Origin of the sequence: Flavobacterium algoriphilum (assembly GCF_048158655.1) — a bacterium.
Lineage (GTDB): Bacteria > Bacteroidota > Bacteroidia > Flavobacteriales > Flavobacteriaceae > Flavobacterium > Flavobacterium algoriphilum.
The window spans coordinates 303,179-322,822 of record NZ_JBLNKY010000001.1; the positions used below are offsets into that span (position 1 = coordinate 303,179).

Genomic DNA, 19,644 nt, shown 5'->3' on the forward strand with positions numbered 1-19,644 from the left:
ATAATAAAAGTTTAATTTTAAAGAACTTCGTTTTTATAGAAATTAGTATACGCTTCCGCGAATTTGTCTTTCGGGACGAAAGATAAAAAAGGTTTACCCGAAGATTCTATAAATTTTGTTAAACTTGAAGACAGGTTCTCTGAAGCAATAATTACAGCATCAGAATGCATGACAGTTGCTTTTATGATATTCTCATAATCCGGAATTTCTAAATCCGCAATTGCCTCATTAGGAATGCCGTCAAATTTTACCTTATTAATCATTTCTACATCCAAAGTTCCTTCAAAAGACTGACTGTAAACCGACGTAACTATCTTTGTTTCTGAGAATAAAGCTTCATTTTTATAAAAATGTTTCAGATAAATTGGCAACATCGCCGCCATCCATCCGTGAACATGAATAATATCCGGAACCCAATTCAACTTTTTTACAGTTTCTACAACTCCTTTTGCAAAGAAAATAGCCCGTTCATCATTATCTGGATACATAACGCCTTCCTCATCGGCAAATGTGGCTTTTCGCTTAAAATATTCGTCATTGTCAATAAAATAAACCTGAATTCTTTCTTTAGGAATTGAAGCCACTTTTATAATCAATGGCATATCTAAGTCATTTACTACCAAATTCATCCCCGAAAGTCTTATTACTTCGTGTAATTGGTGTCTTCTTTCATTTATATTTCCATATCTTGGCATAAAAATTCTTATCTGTCCTCCCTGATCATTAATCATTTTCGGAACGTCATAAGACATTAAAGAAACCTCATTTTCAGCGAGATAAGGCACCACTTCAGATGATACATATAATATCCTCTTATCTTTCATATTGTAATTTACTTAGTTTATTGGTAATAAAAACCATGCAAAATTACAAAAATTTATGGAGTTATTAACTAAAATATTATGTTTGCATTTAATTTTAATAATACCACCATGCATATTTTCTATGGAAAAGCAGCTTTGAGAGATTATTTGAAATCTATCAGAACTGCTGATTCCACCATTGGATTTGTTCCAACTATGGGCGCTTTACATGAGGGTCATCTGGCTTTAATGCAAAAATCGTTACTGAAAAATGAATATACTGTAGTGAGTATTTTTGTAAATCCTACCCAATTCAACAATCCGGAAGATTTAGCAAAATATCCAAGGACTTTAGAAGAAGATGTGAAAAAACTTACTGCATTGAGTCCAAAAATTATCTTGTATGCTCCAACTGTCGAAGATATTTATGACGGACAGCCCCTGTCTCAATCTTTTGATTTTGACGGATTAGAAAATCAAATGGAAGGAGAATTCAGACCCGGACATTTTAATGGTGTCGGGACTATTGTAAAACGTCTTTTTGAAATTGTAGCACCTACAAATGCCTACTTTGGCGAAAAAGATTTTCAACAATTGCAAATTGTCAAAAAAATGGTTGCAAAAGCCAACTTGAAAGTAAATGTAATTGGTTGTCCAATTTACAGGGAACCCAACCATCTAGCAATGAGTTCCCGTAACGAACGTTTATCCCTACAGGAAAGAGACGAAGCCGCAATAATTTATAAAACACTAGCTATTGCAAAAGAAAAATTTAAAACAGAAACTCCCGAATCCGTAACGGAATGGGTTAAAAAAGCTTTCGAAAACAACACTCTCTTCACATTAGAATACTTTGTAATTGCTGATGAGGAAACACTATTGCCTGGCGTAATAAAAGATACAAATAAGAAATACCGTGCTTTTATAGCCGTTTTTGTCAACAATATTCGTTTGATTGACACCATTTCATTAAATTAATTTACTTTTGTAGCATGCAAATTCAAGTCGTAAAATCAAAAATACACCGAGTAAAAGTAACTGGAGCCGATTTAAATTATATCGGAAGTATTACTATTGACGAAGCTTTATTAGCGGCTTCTAACATCATAGAAGGTGAAAAAGTCTCTATTGTAAATATCAATAATGGCGAGCGTTTTGATACCTATGCTATCAAAGGCGAGAAAAATTCAGGAATTATAACGCTAAATGGTCCGGCAGCCAGAAAAGTGCAAAAAGATGATATTATTATCATCATATCCTATGCAACTTTAGAATTTGAAGAAGCCAAAACCTTCAAGCCTTGGATTATCTTTCCAAATGAAAATGACAATTCACTGACCTAATTGTTTTAGAAGTTTATACACTAAAGGACTCTTTTATACTCTTTTTTAGAAATATTGTAACCTATATTTTCCAAAATTAAGCGCAAGCCAAATAAGTTCTGGAACTGTAGTATTATTTGCTATTTCTATTTTAATAAAAGTATTATATTGCTACTCCATTTAGAATAATTTAAATTTCTAAAACACTCCAAAATCATGAAACAGACATTACTCATACTACTCTTTTCTATTTCAGTATTTTCTCAAAAAACAACCCAACAATTCGATTCAAATAAACTAGGCGAGACTCGGGAAATCACAATTGGCTTACCGCCATCCTATGAAAAAAAACCAAACAAAAGATATCCAATCTTGATTTTACTTGATGGGGATTACCTCTTTGATCCATTTTACGGAGCTTTAAACTATGGCGCTTATTGGGATGATTTACCTGAAACCATAATCGTTGGCATCACTCAAAATAAAAAAGACGAGCGCACAGAGGACAGTACTTATGATGCTACAAATGGTGTTCCATCAGGAAAAGGGGCGCAATTTTTCGAATTTATAGGTGGTGAATTACTCCCATATCTTGAGAAAAAATATCGTACGGCGCCTTTCCGAATTATTGCAGGACATGATACCACAGCAGGTTTTTTAAACTTTTTTCTATACAAAGACACTCCATTATTTAACGCCTATATTTCTTTAAGTCCGGAACTTGCTCCTGGCATGGAAAACCATATTCCAGAAAAACTTTCAAATATAAAACAACCCATTTTTTATTATCAATCCACTGGAGATGGCGATGTAAGACAACTTCAGGAACCTATAAAAAAATTAGACGAAAACATGAAACTGGTTACAAACCCGTTAATCAATTATAAATTTGATAATTTCAAAGGAGCCTCACATTATTCACTCGTACTTTATTCGATTCCAAATGCGCTCTATCAATTTTTCGACTCGTATAAACCAATTTCATCAACGGAATACGCGGATAAAATTGCTGTCCTTCAAACTGGTTTTGTTGATTACTTGACAAATAAATATGACGTTATGTCAAAAAATTTAGGCTTAAAAATCCCCATTCGAATCAATGATTTCAAAGCAATTGAAGCCGCAATTCTAAAAAATAAAGCCTATCCAGAATTGGATAAATTATCTGATATTGCCAAGAAAAACTACCCGAAATCGATGCTTGCCGATTATGAATTGGGACTTATGTATGAAAAAACAGGTGACACAAAAAAAGCCGCAAAATCATATCAAACAGCATCCCAATTAGAAGAAATTGGCACTTTAACAAAAGACATGATGTATCAAAAATATGAAGATATGAAAAGCCTAACACCAAAAAAATAATGTCAAAAGTAAAAACTACTTTTTTTTGTCAGAACTGTGGAGCCCAATATGCCAAATGGCAAGGACAATGCAATTCCTGCAAAGAATGGAATACCATAGCGGAAGAAATCATTCAAAAACAAGAAAAAGTAGCTTGGAAAAGCGAACCAACTTCCACCAACAAAGCACCAAAACCATTACGAATAAACGAAATTGATTCCACTCAGGAAATCCGTATGGACACTACTGATGGTGAACTCAATCGCGTACTTGGTGGGGGAATAGTTCCCGGTTCTCTGATCCTTTTAGGTGGTGAACCCGGCATAGGAAAAAGTACCCTTTTACTTCAAATCTCCTTAAAATTACCCTACAAAACCTTGTATGTTTCGGGAGAAGAAAGTCAGAAGCAAATAAAAATGCGTGCCGAAAGAATCACCCCAAGCGGAGATAATTGTTATATTCTTACCGAAACCAAAACCCAAAATATTTTCAAACAAATTGAAGCCATACAGCCTGAAATCGTCATTATCGATTCCATTCAAACGCTTCATACCGATTATATCGAATCGACACCCGGAAGTATTTCTCAAATACGGGAAACCACAGCCGAACTAATAAAATTTGCCAAAGAAACCAATATTCCCGTGATTCTTATTGGTCATATTACCAAAGATGGAAACATTGCCGGACCAAAAATATTGGAACACATGGTGGACACCGTTTTGCAATTTGAAGGTGACAGAAATCACGTGTACCGTATTTTACGTTCGTTAAAAAACCGTTTTGGTTCCACTGCTGAAATTGGTATTTATGAAATGCTGGGCAATGGTTTGCGAGAAGTTTCCAATCCGTCAGAGATCTTAATTTCGCATAAAGACGAGGAATTATCAGGAACGGCAATCGCCTCTACATTGGAAGGGATGCGCCCTTTGATGATCGAAATTCAATCGTTAGTGAGTACCGCTGTTTACGGAACTCCACAACGCAGCACAACAGGTTACAATGCCAAAAGATTGAATATGATTCTGGCAGTTTTAGAAAAAAGAGCCGGTTTCAGGCTTGGCGCCAAAGATGTTTTCCTCAACGTAACAGGAGGAATTTCGGTAGACGATCCTGCAATTGATTTGGCCGTTGTGGCAGCCATTTTATCATCGAATGAAGACATTCCCGTAAATAAAGATTTTTGCTTTGCAGGTGAAGTGGGTCTTTCCGGAGAAATACGTCCTGTTAACCGCGTAGACCAACGCATTCAGGAAGCAGAAAAACTAGGATTTTCGACCATTTTTGTTTCAAAATACAATAAAATTGCGCTGAAAAATACTGGAATTAAAATTCGATTGGTAGCCAAAATTGAAGACATCGCAAGTGAATTGTTTGGGTAGAATTTCTCTTTATAAAAAAATTACACGATAAAACACATATATTATGAATCTGAAAATTAAATGCATTGGGTTTATGCTATTGGCAATCCCCTTCTTTTCCATAGCGCAACATGCCGAAAACCCAAATGCTTTCCCTGTTCAAATAACCACTTCAAATGGAATAATAGAAGGTGAATTTGATGTGAAAACAAATATTCAAAGCTTCAAAGGAATTCCCTTTGCACAGCCACCAGTGGGTAATTTACGATGGAAAGCCCCTCAAGCTTTAACGAATTGGACTGATATAAAACGAACTAAAAAATTTGGACCAAGAGCAATCCAATCCTACATATTTGGCGATATGGGTTTTAGAAGTGACGGGACGAGCGAAGATTGCTTATATCTTAATATTTGGTCTCCAGCTAAATCTGACAATGAAAAACTTCCTGTTTTAGTCTATTTTTACGGGGGTGGTTTTGCCGCTGGCGATGGTTCCGAAAATCGTTATGATGGCGAAAACATGGCCAAAAAAGGAATTGTAACCTTAACCGTAAATTATAGATTAGGGATTTGGGGATTTTTATCCCACCCGGAATTAACCAAAGAATCACACAATCACGCATCTGGAAATTACGGATTATTAGATCAAAATGCTGCTTTAAAATGGGTACAGGCCAATATTTCAAAATTTGGAGGTGATCCAAAACGCGTGACAATCGCAGGAGAATCAGCAGGTTCTATTTCGGTGAGCGCTCAAATGGCTTCTCCATTATCAAATGGACTTATCGCAGGAGCTATTGGCGAAAGCGGTGGTTCCATCTTCCCTACATTATCTCCGGTCCCTTTGGCAGAAAGCGAAAAAATAGGCCTCGAATTTGCCAAAAAAATTGGAGCTTCATCCTTAAAAGACCTTCGTGGAATGTCCACTTTTGAACTGTATCAAAAATCATTGGGAACAAGTCTGGGCGTTTTCAAAATAACTATTGACGGTTATTTTTTGCCAAAATCGTTACCGGAAATTTTTGAAGCCAAACAACAAACTATGGTTCCTTTATTATTGGGATGGAATTCAGAGGAAATGAACTACCGTGCTTTAATAATGGGAAAAGATCTAGACAATGAAAGTTATATCCAAAAAATAAAAGAATTATACGGCAACAAAGCGGATGAAGTATTGAAATTATATCCCACAGGAACTCCTCAAGTAACCGAGCAATCTGCCACCGATTTGGCTGGAGACCGTTTTATCGCATACAGTACTTGGAAATGGTTTGATTTGCATCGAAAAAACAGCACCCAGCCTGTATATCGTTATTATTATGTGCATCCAAGACCCGAAATACGCGACAATGAACTTGAAGCAGCTCTTGCAGGAGGCGTCATTAAAAAAGACAAAAACACTCCAAGAACTCCGAAACCAAAAGGGGCGGTTCACTCTGCTGAAATAGAATATGCAATGGGAAATTTAGCATCTAATAAAAATTATGCTTGGACTGACGATGATTACAAAGTTTCGGATACCATGATGAACTTTTTTGCCAACTTCATTAAAACAGGAAATCCAAACGGTGATAAACTTCCTGTTTGGCCTATCGCAAAAAATGAAGAAAGTCCAGCGATTATGGTTATTGATGTAAATTCAAAATCAATAAAAGCAGAAAATGAAGCGCGTTATCTTTTTTTAGAAAAAGAATATTCGAAAAAATAATTTTTTCTGCTTTTGCAAAAAAGAGGATGTCATTAAAAACGGCATCCTCTTTTTTATGCCTCATATTATAATTCGCAAGAAGCCATAATTAACCCGAATCATTTAAACAAAAACTTTTATTTTACCTGAAAATCAAACGATTATATTTTATAAAATAAAAATATCGCTCAATAAAAAATTAAAATCTAGAATAGGAATCATTATTTTGTTGTAAATTTATATATTGTTTTTTATCTAAAGATTGAAAAATGAAACCATCGCACCAAACCATGATGCATCTCTATGAACACTTAGGAAAAGTGTTTTATTGTATTGCGGCCATAGATAAAACCATTCGTGAAGAAGAAATAGAACAACTCAAAGAAATTGTAAAGACAGAATGGCTTCCGTTTGAAAACACTTTTAATGAGTTTGGGGACGATACCGCCTATGAAATCGAAATTATTTTTGATTGGTTTAAAGAGAGCAATTGGGGCTTTGAAGAGGTTCTTCCTGACTTCAAAACTTTCAGAAAAGAACACAAAAATCTGTTCACCCCGCAGGTTAATGCTCTAATACGAAATACTGCCAAAAGCATTGCGACTTCTTTTTCGGGGAAAAATAAATCGGAACGCGTTTTTCTAAGTCAATTAAATACTATTCTGTCACAACAAGATTAAATCAATATTGAAACCCTATTATTCAATCAAATTTAAAGCTGTTTGAAAACAGTCCTTTTAACATAAAAAAATAAAGACATGAAAAAGCAAACCGGCATCTGGATTGATACCTCAAAAGCAATTATTGTTACTCTTGATGGTGGAAAAGAAAAAATAATGGAAATTGAATCCGACATTGAAAATCGTATTCATCATAATGACGAAGGGAACAAAGGAACCTTCTCGGGAAGTCATCATGGAAATAATGAAACAAAATTAGAGGAAAGAAAAAAAAATCAAATGAATCATTTTTTAAAAGATGTTTTATCGCATGTCCACGGATCAGATGAACTTTTTGTTTTTGGTCCTGCTGAAACCAAAATAGAACTAGAAAAAAAAATAAAAGAGGATAAATCCATCAACAACAAACTAAAATCTGTAGAAACAACTGATAGCTTGACATCAAATCAAATTGTGGCTAAAGTGAAAGATTTCTATAATCACACCTAAAATGCTATAGTGAGATTTTGTCAGCTTGTATCCTTATCTACAAATTTAAAAAACTACAATATCAAAAGTATTGTAGTTTTTTTATGCCCTAAAAAAGACGAAATCTAATCGAAATTATAAAGAAAAATATAAAATTACATCTGTTAGGAATATTTTTCCTTTTCTTTATAGATAAAGATTGCAAACCAATTGATCTTAGGCCTGCTTCCCAATTTATCAAACTGTTTATGAGAACCGGAAAACAAAAAATAATTCTAGTGGCAAAAATACTTTGTGTATTATTTGTGGCTCTAATTGTTGCTTTTTACATCTTTCGTGATGCGGTTTTACAGCAGACCATTGCCAATGTTTCTAATGAAATGGAAGTCGATTACAACAGTACTTTTTCAGTAAAAAAAGCTTCTTTTGACGGAATCTTAGGTGTAAATCTTTCCGATGTAGTATTAGTGCCGAAAAATGCCGATACCCTTTTTAAAATACAAAAATTGAAAACAAGTGTCAATTTATGGCAATTAGTAGTCGGTGATCTTCAGCTTGGGACTTTAGAAATCAAGAATGGCTTTGTGCAATTAGTGAAAAAGGGAAAAGTGAGGAATTTTGATGCTTTTCTAAAAAAAGACAAACAAACAGAAATAAGCAACGAAAAAAGAGATTACGCCCAATTTGCTTATAGAATCATCTCGAAAGCGTTGGATTTAGTTCCAACAGATATGGTTATGGACAATCTTTCGTTTCGGCTGGATGACAACGGAAAAAAAGCGCTGATTAATTTCCAAAAATTACGATTGGTCAACAAGAAGCTTGAAACTTCGATAAAAGTCCAAACCAATACTTTTACACAACGCTGGAAAATCAAAGGTTTTGCAGATCCAAGAAATAAAAAAGCCGATATTCGGTTCATAAATATTGACACTGGCGCCATTAAAGTTCCTTATTTTGATGAACGTTTCAATTTAAAATCGAGCTTTCAATCCATCCGGTTGAATATTGAAAATATCGATAAAGATGGTGATGAACTTCACATTGATGGTTTTATGGCTATTGCCAATTTAAAAGTAAATCATCCAAAAATTGCCAATAAAGATGTTGTCATCAAGAATGCTAAATTTGATTACCGATTCTTATTGGGTTCTGATTTCGTTTCAATAGACAGTACTTCAACGGTCCAATTCAACAAAGTGAAATTCCATCCCTACGTCGCTTACGAAACTGAGGAAGATACCATTTACAAACTCAAAATAGCTATCCCAAAAATGAAAGCGCAGGACTTTATCTCTTCACTTCCTGATGGTTTATTCACCCATTTTCAAGGGATGAAAGCGGAAGGTAATTTTGACTACAACTTGAATTTCGTATTCAATAAAAACAAACCCAATAAACTGGTTTTTGAGAGTAAATTGAATAAAGAAAATCTAAAAATAACAAAATATGGAGAAGCCAATCTGAACAAACTCAATGGAGAATTTGTATATAGGGCACTTATAAAAAACGTAATGCAACGACCTGTACTTGTTGGCTCAGCGAATCCAAACTATACGACTTTAGACCAAATATCCACTTATTTAAGAACGTGTGTTTTAACAACTGAAGATCCTTCGTTCTTTTCGCACCATGGTTTTATCAGCGAAGCATTCAAACAATCCATCGTAAAAAATATAAAAACCAAAAAATTTTCCCGTGGTGCCAGTACCATCAGCATGCAGTTGATAAAAAATGTATTTCTTACCCGAGAAAAAACAGTATCGCGCAAACTGGAAGAAATTTTACTGGTTTACATTCTGGAAAACAACAGAATCGTAAGCAAGGAACGCATGCTAGAAGTGTATTTTAATATCATAGAATGGGGGCCAAATGTATATGGAATTGGTGAAGCGAGTCGGTTTTATTTTCAGAAAAGCCCGTCTCAATTGAACTTAAATGAATGTCTTTATCTTGCCCGAATTATTCCAAGTCCAAGAAAATTCATGTACCAGTTTAATGACCACGGAATGCTAAAAGATTTTGCCATGAAACAAGAATCTTTTTTAACGAATATCATGTTTAGAAGAGGGCTTTTGAATCCTGATGACACCATTTACAAAACACAACCTATAATTATTTCAGGGCCTGCAAAATCTTTTCTAATAATAAAAACACAAGACACGACGCAAATAAAAATCGATTCTTTGGCAGTCGATGAAGAATTTGATCTTTAAAATCTGATTTGTGAACTCCTATAAAAGGCAAAGACAAGCTTTCCGAAGTATTTTACAATTTGGCTTGCTACACTAATTCTATTTATACTACTAATAAACAGCAAGTTAAACGATTTGAGAATGAATTTATTTGTAAATTTGAGTTTAATATAAATCTGCTTGGATTATGAAAACAGCACTATTATTGCTCACATCGTTTTGTTTAAATTTTTCTAGTGCCCAAACCATTGCTTTGGAAACTTTCGCGTCAGGTTTTACAAGTCCTGTTGAAATTACAAATGCTGGAGACAGTCGCATGTTTGTTGTAGAAAAAGTAGGCAAGATCAAAATATTAAATGCAAATGGAACTACAAATACCACCTCTTTTCTCGATATTACTGGTCAGGTAAGTACGGGTTCAGAGCAAGGGTTGTTAGGCTTGGCATTTCATCCCAACTATTCTGCTAATCGTGTGTTTTTCATCAATTACACAAACTTATCCGGAAATACTGTAATTGCCAAATACACTGTAGATAGTGGAAATCCTAATATTGCCAATGCTTCTAGTGGAAGCATTATTTTAATAATCGTCCAACCCTATGCAAATCATAATGGAGGAAGCCTAAAATTTGGTCCAGATGGTTTCTTATATATTGGTATGGGTGATGGTGGGGGTGCAGGAGATCCGGAAAACAGAGCACAAAACAGCAACGTATTATTGGGGAAAATGCTTCGTATAGATGTAAATATCGGAACACCATATGGCATTCCGAGTGACAATCCGTATGTTGGAATTACAGGAGCCGATGAGATTTGGGCTATCGGATTACGAAATCCATGGAAATTCTCCTTCGACAAAATCAAGAACAATTTATGGATTGCCGATGTGGGCCAAAATAATATTGAAGAAATCAACATTGCGGGTACTACCCAAGCAGGATTAAACTATGGCTGGCGTTGTTATGAAGGCGATGCGCCATATAACACCACAGCTTGTCCATCACAAGCATCCATGAAGTTTCCAACATCCGTAATAAACCATTCGACTGGAGCCTGTTCTGTTACGGGCGGTTATGTTTATAATGGCATAACCTACCCGAACTTTAAAGGAATGTATTTTTTTTCTGATTATTGCAATCCACAAATAGGAATGCTGACTACAACTGGAACAGTTGCCTATTCCCAAGTTTTCACCGGAAACAATTTTTCGACTTTTGGAGAAGATTCTAATGGGGAACTGTATATTGCTGCTATAAATAGCGGCACCGTTTTCAAAATCAAAGATTCTGCGTTAGGCGTAAACACTCCTGAAATCTCCCAATTTATAATTTACCCCAATCCAACGAAATCGGAAATCGTTATCCAAAAATCAAACAAAAATTATCCCACAGAAATTACCCTTTTTGATTTGGCCGGCAAAATGTTACTACAGCAAAAAACGGGAGATAAGACCGTAAACATTGTCAAAACAAATAATTTACCCAAAGGCTTTTACATTCTAACAATTAAAAATGACCAAGGAAACCTTTCCACACACCGATTGATTATCGAATGATTACGGAGCCGGATCTGGAATTACAGCGTGAACTTCGTCAATTGCTTGTAGAATTTCATCTGAAAGTGAAACACCAATTGTATCTATATTTTCCTTTAGTTGTTCCAATGTTGTAGCGCCAATAATCGTACTGGTTACAAACGGCTGTTGTTCTACAAATGCCAAAGACAATTCAGTCAACGTCAGTCCATTTTTCTTAGCAATTTCCTGATACAATCGAGTAGCTTCGGCACATTGTGCGCTATTGTAGCGTGAAAATTGCGGAAATAAATTAATTCTGGCGTTTGGATGACTTTCACCTGTTAGGAATTTACCGGATAAAACACCAAAAGCCATAGGCGAATAAGCCAATAACCCAACATTTTCTTTCATACAAATTTCAGCAGAGCCTGCTTCAAAAAGTCTGTTTAGTAGCGAATATGGATTTTGGATCGTTTTTATTTTTGGCAAATTATGGTATTTACTTTCTTCCAGAAAACGCATAATTCCCCATGGCGTTTCATTAGAAAGTCCAATATGTTTGATTTTTCCTTCTTTGACAAAACTGTCTAAGGTTTCGAGAACATTGTGAATGTTGTCTTCCCAAGCATCTTCTTGCACTTTGAATCCACGTTGTCCAAAAAAGTTGGTTTTACGTTCTGGCCAATGCAATTGATACACATCCAGATAATCGGTTTGTAAGCGCTGTAAACTTTGGTCTAATGCAAACTTGATACTGGCTGGCGAAAAATCATTTTTCTCGCGCATGTACGTAAAATTAGGATTTGGTCCCGCAATTTTTGAAGCCAAAACTATTTCTTCTCTTTTACCGGTTTTTTTAAACCAGGTTCCTAGTATTTTCTCCGTACTTCCGTAGGTTTCCTGACGCGCTGGAACAGAATACATCTCGGCGGTATCAAAAAAATTGATTCCTTTTTCCAAAGCGTAATCCATTTGAGCATGACCGTCTGCTTCAGTGTTTTGTTGTCCAAAAGTCATGGTTCCAAGGCAAATTTTGCTGACTTTTATATCAGTATTCGGTAAAGTAGTGTATTTCATAAGTAAGGGAATTGTATTTTAATTTTCGAAAACAAAGATAAAATTAGTTTATCGTTTTGGCTTCCAGTTAACAGAAATTTTGGAAAGGTTTACAGGATGTTAAAAAAATAACCGCAAATTCGCAAATTAAAAACTTTCAATCGAAAGATAAAATTAGATTAGCGGTTAAAAAAAGAGACTTTTTTCAAACCATTTAGAAATTAAACTTATTAAGAATTAACGCTTATCAGTACTTAATTCCTTAATGATAAAACTTAAAAAAGATGTTTTAACCTTAATTTATCTCATTCAACATTTCGGCAATTTCATCTAATCTTGGGGTAAGAATAATTTCGATTCTGCGGTTTTTCGCTTTTCCTTCAGCGGTTGAATTACTCGCCAAAGGAGAAAATTCTCCTCTACCTGCAGCGGTTAGGTTTTCCTTATTGATTTTCTTGTTTTCACTCAAAATAGCAACCATTGCGGTAGCTCTTTTAGTGGATAAATCCCAGTTATCAGCAATTGGCCCTGAAGCCGTAAAAGCATCATCATCTGTGTGACCTTCAATAAGAACAGAAATATCCGGGTTATCACCCAATACTTTGCCTACTTCAATCACTGCTTTTTTTCCTTCGGAACCTACTGCCCAACTTCCAGAATTGAAAAGCAATTTATTTTCCATAGAAACATATACCTTCCCGTTTTTTTGTTCCACTGTCAATCCTTTTCCTTCAAAACTGTTCAACGCTTTAGATAACGTTTCTTTTAGCTTTTTCATGCTGGCTTCTTTGGCAGCAATCAAAGATTCCAACTCATCTAAACGTTGTGCACTTTTATTTAAACGCTCTTGTTCTAATGCTAGCGCTTTCCCTTTTTCGTCTAATTGTTCCAGCAGATCACGATTTTTCTTCATGTTGATTTGCAAAGCATCACTGCTATTTTTTTCTAAAGCTGCGTAGGAATCCTGCAATACTTTAAATTTATTTTGAGCGGCCGTATAATCTGCTTTCAATTTATCCAGCTCTGATTTTGATTTGCTCAAATCAGATGTTAAAGCACTTCGATCCAGTTCTAATTGATTTTTAGCTTTTAAAAAATCCTCATTCTCATCGGTTAATCTTCTATTTTCTTTTTTGGAATCGGTGTACTTGCTTTCTAAATCATTGTATATTTTTTTGGACACACAGGAGGTTGAAAGTGCCATAACTAGTAATCCGATGGAAACTTTTTTAATCATTTTGTTTTATTTATGTTGTTTCTATTGTTGTTTTGAAAGCAAAAAATCAAATTTATACTCGAATGCCCTAGCCCCGATAGAAGTGAAAATCCTTGTTGTTTTTTCTTTAAAAACAACAAGATTGTAACGGATAGTGGGAAACAGCTCCTGAAAATGCTATTCGATTTCTACCAAAATTGGACAATGATCGGAATGTATTGCATCTGGAAGGATAACGGCTCTTTTTAGTTTATGTTTTAGGGAATCGCTGACTAAATTGTAATCGATACGCCAACCCTTATTGTTTCCTCTTGCTCCGGCGCGATAACTCCACCACGTATATTGATGCGGCTCACTGTTGAAATGGCGGAAACTATCCACAAATCCAGACTTCATGAAGCCGTCGAGCCAGGTTCTTTCTTGTGGTAAAAATCCCGAAACGGTCTTGTTTCTAATGGGATCATGAATGTCGATTGCTTCGTGACAAATATTGTAATCACCGCAAATAATTAGATTTGGTGTTTCTTTTTTGAGTTCGTCAATGTAAGTCTGAAAATCATCCATAAACATAAATTTATGGTCCAATCGCGCGATATTTGTTCCTGATGGCAAGTACAAACTCATTACGGAAAACCCATCAAAATCAGCCCGAAGATTTCTTCCTTCGAAATCCATGTGGTGAATTCCGGTTCCGTGAACTACATTGTTGGGTTTAATTTTGGAAAGAATGGCCACACCACTATAGCCTTTTTTGGTTGCTGAATAATAATATTGATAGGGATATCCTGCATTTGTGATAGCATCTACCGGAATTTGCTCTTCGGTTGCTTTAATTTCCTGAAGGCAAATAATATCAGGATTTGCGTGTTGCAACCAGTCAATAAAGCCTTTTGAAATAGCGGCTCTGATACCGTTGACGTTGTATGAAATAATTCTCATTAAAATATTTTTTGAATTTCTTTCGAAAAAATTATATTGTTTTCATGTAGGTTTCAAATGTAATAAAAAAGTATAAGTTTGATTCAGAAAAAGAGAGAAAATGGAGTTTTTTGCTATCTTTGTTTCTTGCTCAAAAAAAACAAAAATACATGGGTTTAGTAACCGCCAAAGAAGTTGCCAAAGCGATAAATGTAGATAAGTACGGAGTTTTAGGTACTTTTTCCGGATGGATGCTGATGAAGGTGCTAAAAATCTCTACCTTAAATAAAGTATACGACAGAAATAAACATTTGAAAGATGTTGATTTCCTCAATGGAATATTGGATGATTTACAGATAAAATTCGAAATTCCGGAAGAGGATTTAAAACGTTTACCAAAAGAAGGTGCTTATATCACGATTTCAAATCATCCGTTGGGAGGAATTGATGGGGTTTTATTATTGAAATTAATGCTTGACAAGGAACCTAATTTCAAAATTATCGCCAATTTTCTTTTACATCGAATTGAGCCCCTCAAAAAATACATTATGCCGGTGAATCCTTTTGAAAATCATAGGGATACTAAATCTAGCGTTGTTGGAATAAAAGAAACGCTGCGTCATTTAAGTGATGGAAAACCCTTAGGAATGTTTCCTGCAGGGGAAGTCTCTACCTATAAGGATGGAAAATTAATGGTAGACAAACCTTGGGAAGAAGGCGCTATAAAAGTAATTAGAAAAGCGCAGGTTCCGGTTGTGCCTATTTATTTTCATGCTAAAAACAGCCGATTATTTTATCTTCTTTCTAAAATAAGCGGAACTTTTAGAACTGCAAAATTACCTTCTGAAGTTTTTAGCCAAAAACACCGCGTGATAAAAGTACGAATTGGCAAACCGATTTCGGTAAGTGAACAAAATGAGTTCTCAACGTTAGAGGAATATTCAGAATTTTTAAGAAAGAAAACGTATATGCTTGCGAATCCTTTCGAAAAAGAAAGCCCTTTTTTACCAACACCAACTTTAAAGATTCCTAAAAGTCCGAAGAAAATTGTTACTGCCGCCAGTCAGGACAAAATGATTAAGGAAGTGGACGCCTTGCGAAGTACCGATTGCCGACTTTTACAAAGTAAAAATTACGAAGTTTTCTTTTCGAAAGCATCTAAAATTCCCAATATTTTACATGAAATCGGACGACTTCGAGAAATAACCTTTCGAGAAGTAGGCGAAGGAACAAATGAATCGATTGATTTAGACAAGCACGACCAATATTATCATCACCTATTTTTGTGGGATGCCGATGCCAATAAAATTGCGGGTGCTTACCGAATGGGATTGGGTTCAGAAATTTATCCCAAATACGGAATAAATGGTTTTTACCTCAACGATCTTTTCCGATTTGAACCTGAATTGCATGATATGATGCACAAATCCATAGAAATGGGACGCGCTTTCATCATCAAAGAATACCAACAGAAACCAATGCCACTTTTCTTGCTTTGGAAAGGAATTATGCACACCACATTACGTTATCCAGAGCATAAATTTTTACTGGGCGGCGTAAGTATCAGCAATCAATTTTCAGATTTTTCAAAATCACTGATGATTGAATTCATGAAGTCGAATTATTATGATCCCTATATTGCGCAATACATTCACCCGAAGAAAGCCTATAAAGTGAAACTAAAAGACGCCGACAAAGATTTTATTTTTAATGAAACCGAATCGGATTTGAACAAGTTTGATAAAATTATCGATGAACTGGAACCAGGAAGTTTACGTTTACCAGTGTTGATTAAAAAATACATCAAACAAAATGCAAAAGTGGTTGCTTTTAATGTGGATCCGCTATTTAACAATGCCGTTGATGGACTAATGTACATTCGAATTGCCGATATTCCAGAAAGCACCATGAAGCCCGTAATGGAAGAATTTCAGGCTGAACTGGAAAGAAAACTGAGCGAAAAGGAAGATTGACTGCAGCATGCCGAATTATAAAAAAATCCCGAATTAATTCGGGATTTTTTATGCTTTAAAACCAGCCTTTTTTACCTACTTGATAGGTCTGATAAAACTCTTCGTCTGATTTTATCAAATAAATTACACCTTCAACAATTCCGATTAAAGCTCCTAAACCACATAAAAAACTAAGCAAAAACTGAATAATTCCTTCTTTGGTATATCCTAAAATAAATTTATGAATACCCAATCCCCCTAAAAGAATAGCAAGAAGCCCTGCTGCTACTTTTTTATTATCTTGCTGAACTGGCCGTGGATTATTCCATATTTCATTCTTCGAATTTTCCATAATTAATTGTTATTAGATTGTTTTTCAGTGATTAAAAATATAAAAAAATTATTGAAATACTTTATCAATTGATTCCCAGAGTTCTATCTTATTTCCTTCGACATCTAAAATCCAACCAAACTTTCCATACGCATAAGACTCCATATCGCCCACAATTGACACCCCTTCCTCCGATAATTTTTTTAATAATTTTTCTAAATTATCAACTCTAAAATTTTGCATGAATTGTTTTTCGCTTGGCGCAAAATAAGTAGTATCATCATCAAACGGTGACCATTGGGTAGAACAATCATTCCCATCTTTATCTTTCCACCAAAAGGTAGAACCATATTCATCCGTTTTTAAACCTAAATGTTTTCCATACCATGCCACTAGTTCTTTTGGTTTTTTAGATTTAAAGAAAAGACCGCCAATTCCCGTAACTCGTTTCTCCGGTTCCTCATCTTTGGCTTGACCAAAATATTTTGCCTTGATTTTATCTACAATTACTTGCGCCAAACGCTCATGACTTTCGAATGTCCAACCGGCAATATGTGGACTAAGAATTACATTCTTCGCTTGTAACAAATATTGAAAAGCCTCTGGCGTATTTTTATCTTGAAAAAGGGTTTCGAATGATAATTTTTCATATTCCAAAACATCCAAACCGGCTCCAAGTATTTTCCCGGATTCCATCGCCGAAACTAAATCGGCAGTTACAATATTCTTGCCACGAGAGGTATTTATAATCCAAAAAGGTTTCGCAAACCCATCAATAAAATCAGCATCAACCATTTTATCGGTTTCTGGTGTCCACGGAATATGAAGGCTTACCACATCAACTTTTTGCTGGAATTCTTTCAATGAAACTTGCCTAGTATTACTATCTCCAACATTTTCTTGAATATCATAACACAATACTTCGACATCAAAACCACGAAGTTTTTTAGCAAATGATTTTCCCATATTCCCATAACCGATAATACCAACGGTTTTACCATCGAGTTCATGACCGCGATTGCTTTCCCTGTTCCAGTGACCAGATCGTATTTCACTATCTGCTTCATTCAATTTATTAAAAAGAGATAAAATCATGCCCAATGTATGTTCGGCAACAGCATTTCTATTTCCTTCCGGAGCTGCAATAAGCGTAATGTTTTTTGACAGAGCGTATTCACAATCGATACTTTCTAATCCTGCTCCCACACGCGCTATAAATTGCAAACCAGTTGCTTTGTCTAAAAATGTTTTGTCAATTTTAAATCGGCTTCGGATAACAATTCCCTGATAATCTTGAATTTTAGCTTCAATATCTTCTTTGGATGAAGTAAAGTCACTGTGATTAATAAATCCGGAATTTTGCAATTGATCCCAAAGTAAAGGATTATTACTATCGATATGAAGGATTTGGATGTCCATAAAAAAGGTTTCTAAGTTTAGTACCCCAAATTAACAAAAAAATAGTTCCCAAATGTGTAAATTAGCATGCTTTATATTTTCAGGAAATTAAAGCTATTTATAAAAAATTCAAAAATGAAATTAACAAAAACATTCAAGGCATTCTTTAAAAGTGAAAAAGCCGGAGGATTACTTTTGCTTTTTGTAACCATTTTATCGCTTTGTCTTGCTAATTCCCCATTTCAAAAGGAATATATTGCTTTTTGGGAAATACAATTGGGTGACCACTCTATTACCCATTGGATTAATGATGGATTAATGACTATCTTTTTTCTATTAATAGGTTTAGAACTCGAACGCGAAATTTATCAAGGTGAGTTGTCCAGTATCAAGAATGCTGCATTACCAGTTTTTGGTGCTTTAGGAGGTATGCTTGTTCCTGCCGGAATCTTTCTAGCTTTGAATTTTGGGACTGTAACACAAAACGGAGCAGGAATTCCTATGGCTACGGATATTGCTTTTGCCATTGGAATTTTATCATTATTAGGAAATCGCGTTCCTACTTCCTTAAAAATATTTCTAACTGCACTAGCAGTAATTGACGATTTAGGTGCTATAATTGTCATTGCCATATTTTATACCTCAACAATAGCTTTCGTGAATTTATTCATAGCTTTAGGTATTTTGGGTGGTTTGTTTATCCTAAATCGAATGAAAGTTCATAGTTTATTCCCGTACTTAATGGGCGGTGTTATCATGTGGTATTTCATGCTTAATTCGGGAGTCCATGCTACTATTACTGGGGTTTTATTGGCTTTTGTGATTCCATTTGGTAACGGAGACAAAAAAACTTCCTCTTATAAAATTCAGCATTTTTTACACCAACCCGTAGCCTTTTTTATTCTGCCTTTATTTGCTGTAGCAAATACCTGTATCGCCATAGATCCCAATTGGCATGAAGGACTGAATCATCCCAACACAATAGGAATTATAGCTGGACTTGTGATTGGAAAGCCACTTGGAATTTGGATTTTCTCCTTTTTAGGCGTATCCCTTAGACTTTGTATTATGCCCAAAAATTTACAATGGAAGACTATTTTTGGCGCAGGAATGTTGGGAGGAATTGGCTTCACCATGTCTATTTTTATAACACTGCTTGCCTTTAAAAATAATGGCCAGGAAGTAATTACCTATTCTAAAATTGCCATTCTGATTGCTTCATTTATTGCTGGAATGGCTGGGTTCTTTTGGTTGAAATACACCTTAAAACACCAATTAAAAAATGAAGGTTAAACCCATCATTTAATTGATTTGTCTAATAAAAAAGGGTGTTTAGCTTTTACAACTAAATACCCTTTTTATTAAAACTTATGATTGTAATTGAGCAATTAGTTATC

Annotated in this window: 16 protein-coding genes and 1 pseudogene; 11 read left to right on the plus strand and 6 right to left on the minus strand. The window is 35.0% G+C overall.

The features are described from left to right. Positions 1–17 precede the first annotated feature (17 nt). Complete coding sequence (locus ACM55G_RS01295; RefSeq protein WP_416842092.1) at positions 18–824, minus strand: glycogen/starch synthase; 807 nt, start codon at positions 822–824, stop codon at positions 18–20. A 78-nt stretch (positions 825–902) separates the two neighbouring features. Between ACM55G_RS01295 and panC the strand changes: the two genes are divergently transcribed. The 9 genes from panC to ACM55G_RS01340 all read left to right on the plus strand — a co-directional run bounded on the left by panC (position 903) and on the right by ACM55G_RS01340 (position 11,415). After that, positions 903–1,781 carry a pantoate--beta-alanine ligase gene (gene panC / locus ACM55G_RS01300; protein WP_416842093.1) on the plus strand — a complete coding sequence of 293 codons (879 nt, stop codon included), beginning with the start codon at positions 903–905 and terminating at the stop codon, positions 1,779–1,781. A gap of 14 nt (positions 1,782–1,795) precedes the next feature. After that, positions 1,796–2,146, plus strand: a complete 351-nt coding sequence (panD, locus tag ACM55G_RS01305) for an aspartate 1-decarboxylase (protein ID WP_416842094.1) — start codon at positions 1,796–1,798, stop codon at positions 2,144–2,146. Between the two features lie 195 nt (positions 2,147–2,341). Further along, entirely contained in the window at positions 2,342–3,490 is a 1,149-nt protein-coding gene (locus tag ACM55G_RS01310; protein ID WP_416842095.1) for an alpha/beta hydrolase, read from the plus strand. After that, positions 3,490–4,851 carry a DNA repair protein RadA gene (gene radA / locus ACM55G_RS01315; RefSeq protein ID WP_416842096.1) on the plus strand — a complete coding sequence of 454 codons (1,362 nt, stop codon included), beginning with the start codon at positions 3,490–3,492 and terminating at the stop codon, positions 4,849–4,851. Before ACM55G_RS01310 ends, radA begins: the two co-directional genes overlap by 1 nt. 43 nt (positions 4,852–4,894) lie before the next feature. Continuing rightward, positions 4,895–6,538 (plus strand): carboxylesterase/lipase family protein, encoded by a 1,644-nt coding sequence (locus ACM55G_RS01320; RefSeq protein ID WP_416842097.1) that lies wholly within the window; start codon positions 4,895–4,897, stop codon positions 6,536–6,538. Positions 6,539–6,786: 248 nt separating this feature from the next. Next, the gene (locus tag ACM55G_RS01325; protein WP_416842098.1) at positions 6,787–7,197 is read left to right on the plus strand and encodes a hypothetical protein; all 411 of its coding nucleotides are present in this window, start codon (positions 6,787–6,789) and stop codon (positions 7,195–7,197) included. 78 nt (positions 7,198–7,275) lie between these two features. Continuing rightward, positions 7,276–7,686, plus strand: a complete 411-nt coding sequence (locus ACM55G_RS01330; RefSeq protein ID WP_416842099.1) for a hypothetical protein — start codon at positions 7,276–7,278, stop codon at positions 7,684–7,686. A 227-nt stretch (positions 7,687–7,913) separates the two neighbouring features. Continuing rightward, positions 7,914–9,881 (plus strand): transglycosylase domain-containing protein, encoded by a 1,968-nt coding sequence (locus ACM55G_RS01335; RefSeq protein WP_416842100.1) that lies wholly within the window; start codon positions 7,914–7,916, stop codon positions 9,879–9,881. 166 nt (positions 9,882–10,047) lie between these two features. Continuing rightward, positions 10,048–11,415, plus strand: a complete 1,368-nt coding sequence (locus ACM55G_RS01340) for a PQQ-dependent sugar dehydrogenase (protein WP_416842101.1) — start codon at positions 10,048–10,050, stop codon at positions 11,413–11,415. On the opposite strand, the gene ACM55G_RS01345 is transcribed toward ACM55G_RS01340, so the two are convergent. The 3 genes from ACM55G_RS01345 to ACM55G_RS01355 all read right to left on the minus strand — a co-directional run bounded on the left by ACM55G_RS01345 (position 11,416) and on the right by ACM55G_RS01355 (position 14,587). Further along, complete coding sequence (locus ACM55G_RS01345) at positions 11,416–12,453, minus strand: NADP(H)-dependent aldo-keto reductase (protein WP_416842102.1); 1,038 nt, start codon at positions 12,451–12,453, stop codon at positions 11,416–11,418. A 274-nt stretch (positions 12,454–12,727) separates the two neighbouring features. Continuing rightward, positions 12,728–13,669 (minus strand): OmpA/MotB family protein, encoded by a 942-nt coding sequence (locus tag ACM55G_RS01350; RefSeq protein WP_416842103.1) that lies wholly within the window; start codon positions 13,667–13,669, stop codon positions 12,728–12,730. Positions 13,670–13,825: 156 nt separating this feature from the next. Continuing rightward, entirely contained in the window at positions 13,826–14,587 is a 762-nt protein-coding gene (locus ACM55G_RS01355; RefSeq protein ID WP_416842104.1) for an exodeoxyribonuclease III, read from the minus strand. A gap of 149 nt (positions 14,588–14,736) precedes the next feature. Here ACM55G_RS01355 and ACM55G_RS01360 point away from each other — a divergent pair, with 149 nt between their 5' ends. After that, the gene (locus ACM55G_RS01360; RefSeq protein WP_416842105.1) at positions 14,737–16,539 is read left to right on the plus strand and encodes a GNAT family N-acyltransferase; all 1,803 of its coding nucleotides are present in this window, start codon (positions 14,737–14,739) and stop codon (positions 16,537–16,539) included. Positions 16,540–16,594: 55 nt separating this feature from the next. On the opposite strand, the gene ACM55G_RS01365 is transcribed toward ACM55G_RS01360, so the two are convergent. Next, positions 16,595–16,870, minus strand: coding sequence for a TM2 domain-containing protein (locus tag ACM55G_RS01365; protein WP_416842106.1), 276 nt, complete (start codon positions 16,868–16,870; stop codon positions 16,595–16,597). 459 nt (positions 16,871–17,329) lie between these two features. Continuing rightward, positions 17,330–18,268, minus strand: a pseudogene (locus tag ACM55G_RS01370) (2-hydroxyacid dehydrogenase); the annotation flags it as partial. Between the two features lie 114 nt (positions 18,269–18,382). On the opposite strand from ACM55G_RS01370, the gene nhaA reads away from it, so the two are divergent. Next, complete coding sequence (gene nhaA, locus ACM55G_RS01375) at positions 18,383–19,540, plus strand: Na+/H+ antiporter NhaA (protein WP_416842107.1); 1,158 nt, start codon at positions 18,383–18,385, stop codon at positions 19,538–19,540. Positions 19,541–19,644: the final 104 nt, after the last annotated feature.

Excerpts from the sequence above, each read along its gene's own strand:
- ACM55G_RS01295 (WP_416842092.1), bottom strand. The coding sequence starts at position 824 with ATGAAAGATAAGAGGATATTATATGTATCATCTGAAGTGGTGCCTTAT.
- panC (WP_416842093.1), top strand. The coding sequence starts at position 903 with ATGTTTGCATTTAATTTTAATAATACCACCATGCATATTTTCTATGGA.
- panD (WP_416842094.1), top strand. The coding sequence starts at position 1,796 with ATGCAAATTCAAGTCGTAAAATCAAAAATACACCGAGTAAAAGTAACT.
- ACM55G_RS01310 (WP_416842095.1), top strand. The coding sequence starts at position 2,342 with ATGAAACAGACATTACTCATACTACTCTTTTCTATTTCAGTATTTTCT.
- radA (WP_416842096.1), top strand. The coding sequence starts at position 3,490 with ATGTCAAAAGTAAAAACTACTTTTTTTTGTCAGAACTGTGGAGCCCAA.
- ACM55G_RS01320 (WP_416842097.1), top strand. The coding sequence starts at position 4,895 with ATGAATCTGAAAATTAAATGCATTGGGTTTATGCTATTGGCAATCCCC.
- ACM55G_RS01325 (WP_416842098.1), top strand. The coding sequence starts at position 6,787 with ATGAAACCATCGCACCAAACCATGATGCATCTCTATGAACACTTAGGA.
- ACM55G_RS01330 (WP_416842099.1), top strand. The coding sequence starts at position 7,276 with ATGAAAAAGCAAACCGGCATCTGGATTGATACCTCAAAAGCAATTATT.
- ACM55G_RS01335 (WP_416842100.1), top strand. The coding sequence starts at position 7,914 with ATGAGAACCGGAAAACAAAAAATAATTCTAGTGGCAAAAATACTTTGT.
- ACM55G_RS01340 (WP_416842101.1), top strand. The coding sequence starts at position 10,048 with ATGAAAACAGCACTATTATTGCTCACATCGTTTTGTTTAAATTTTTCT.
- ACM55G_RS01345 (WP_416842102.1), bottom strand. The coding sequence starts at position 12,453 with ATGAAATACACTACTTTACCGAATACTGATATAAAAGTCAGCAAAATT.
- ACM55G_RS01350 (WP_416842103.1), bottom strand. The coding sequence starts at position 13,669 with ATGATTAAAAAAGTTTCCATCGGATTACTAGTTATGGCACTTTCAACC.
- ACM55G_RS01355 (WP_416842104.1), bottom strand. The coding sequence starts at position 14,587 with ATGAGAATTATTTCATACAACGTCAACGGTATCAGAGCCGCTATTTCA.
- ACM55G_RS01360 (WP_416842105.1), top strand. The coding sequence starts at position 14,737 with ATGGGTTTAGTAACCGCCAAAGAAGTTGCCAAAGCGATAAATGTAGAT.
- ACM55G_RS01365 (WP_416842106.1), bottom strand. The coding sequence starts at position 16,870 with ATGGAAAATTCGAAGAATGAAATATGGAATAATCCACGGCCAGTTCAG.
- nhaA (WP_416842107.1), top strand. The coding sequence starts at position 18,383 with ATGAAATTAACAAAAACATTCAAGGCATTCTTTAAAAGTGAAAAAGCC.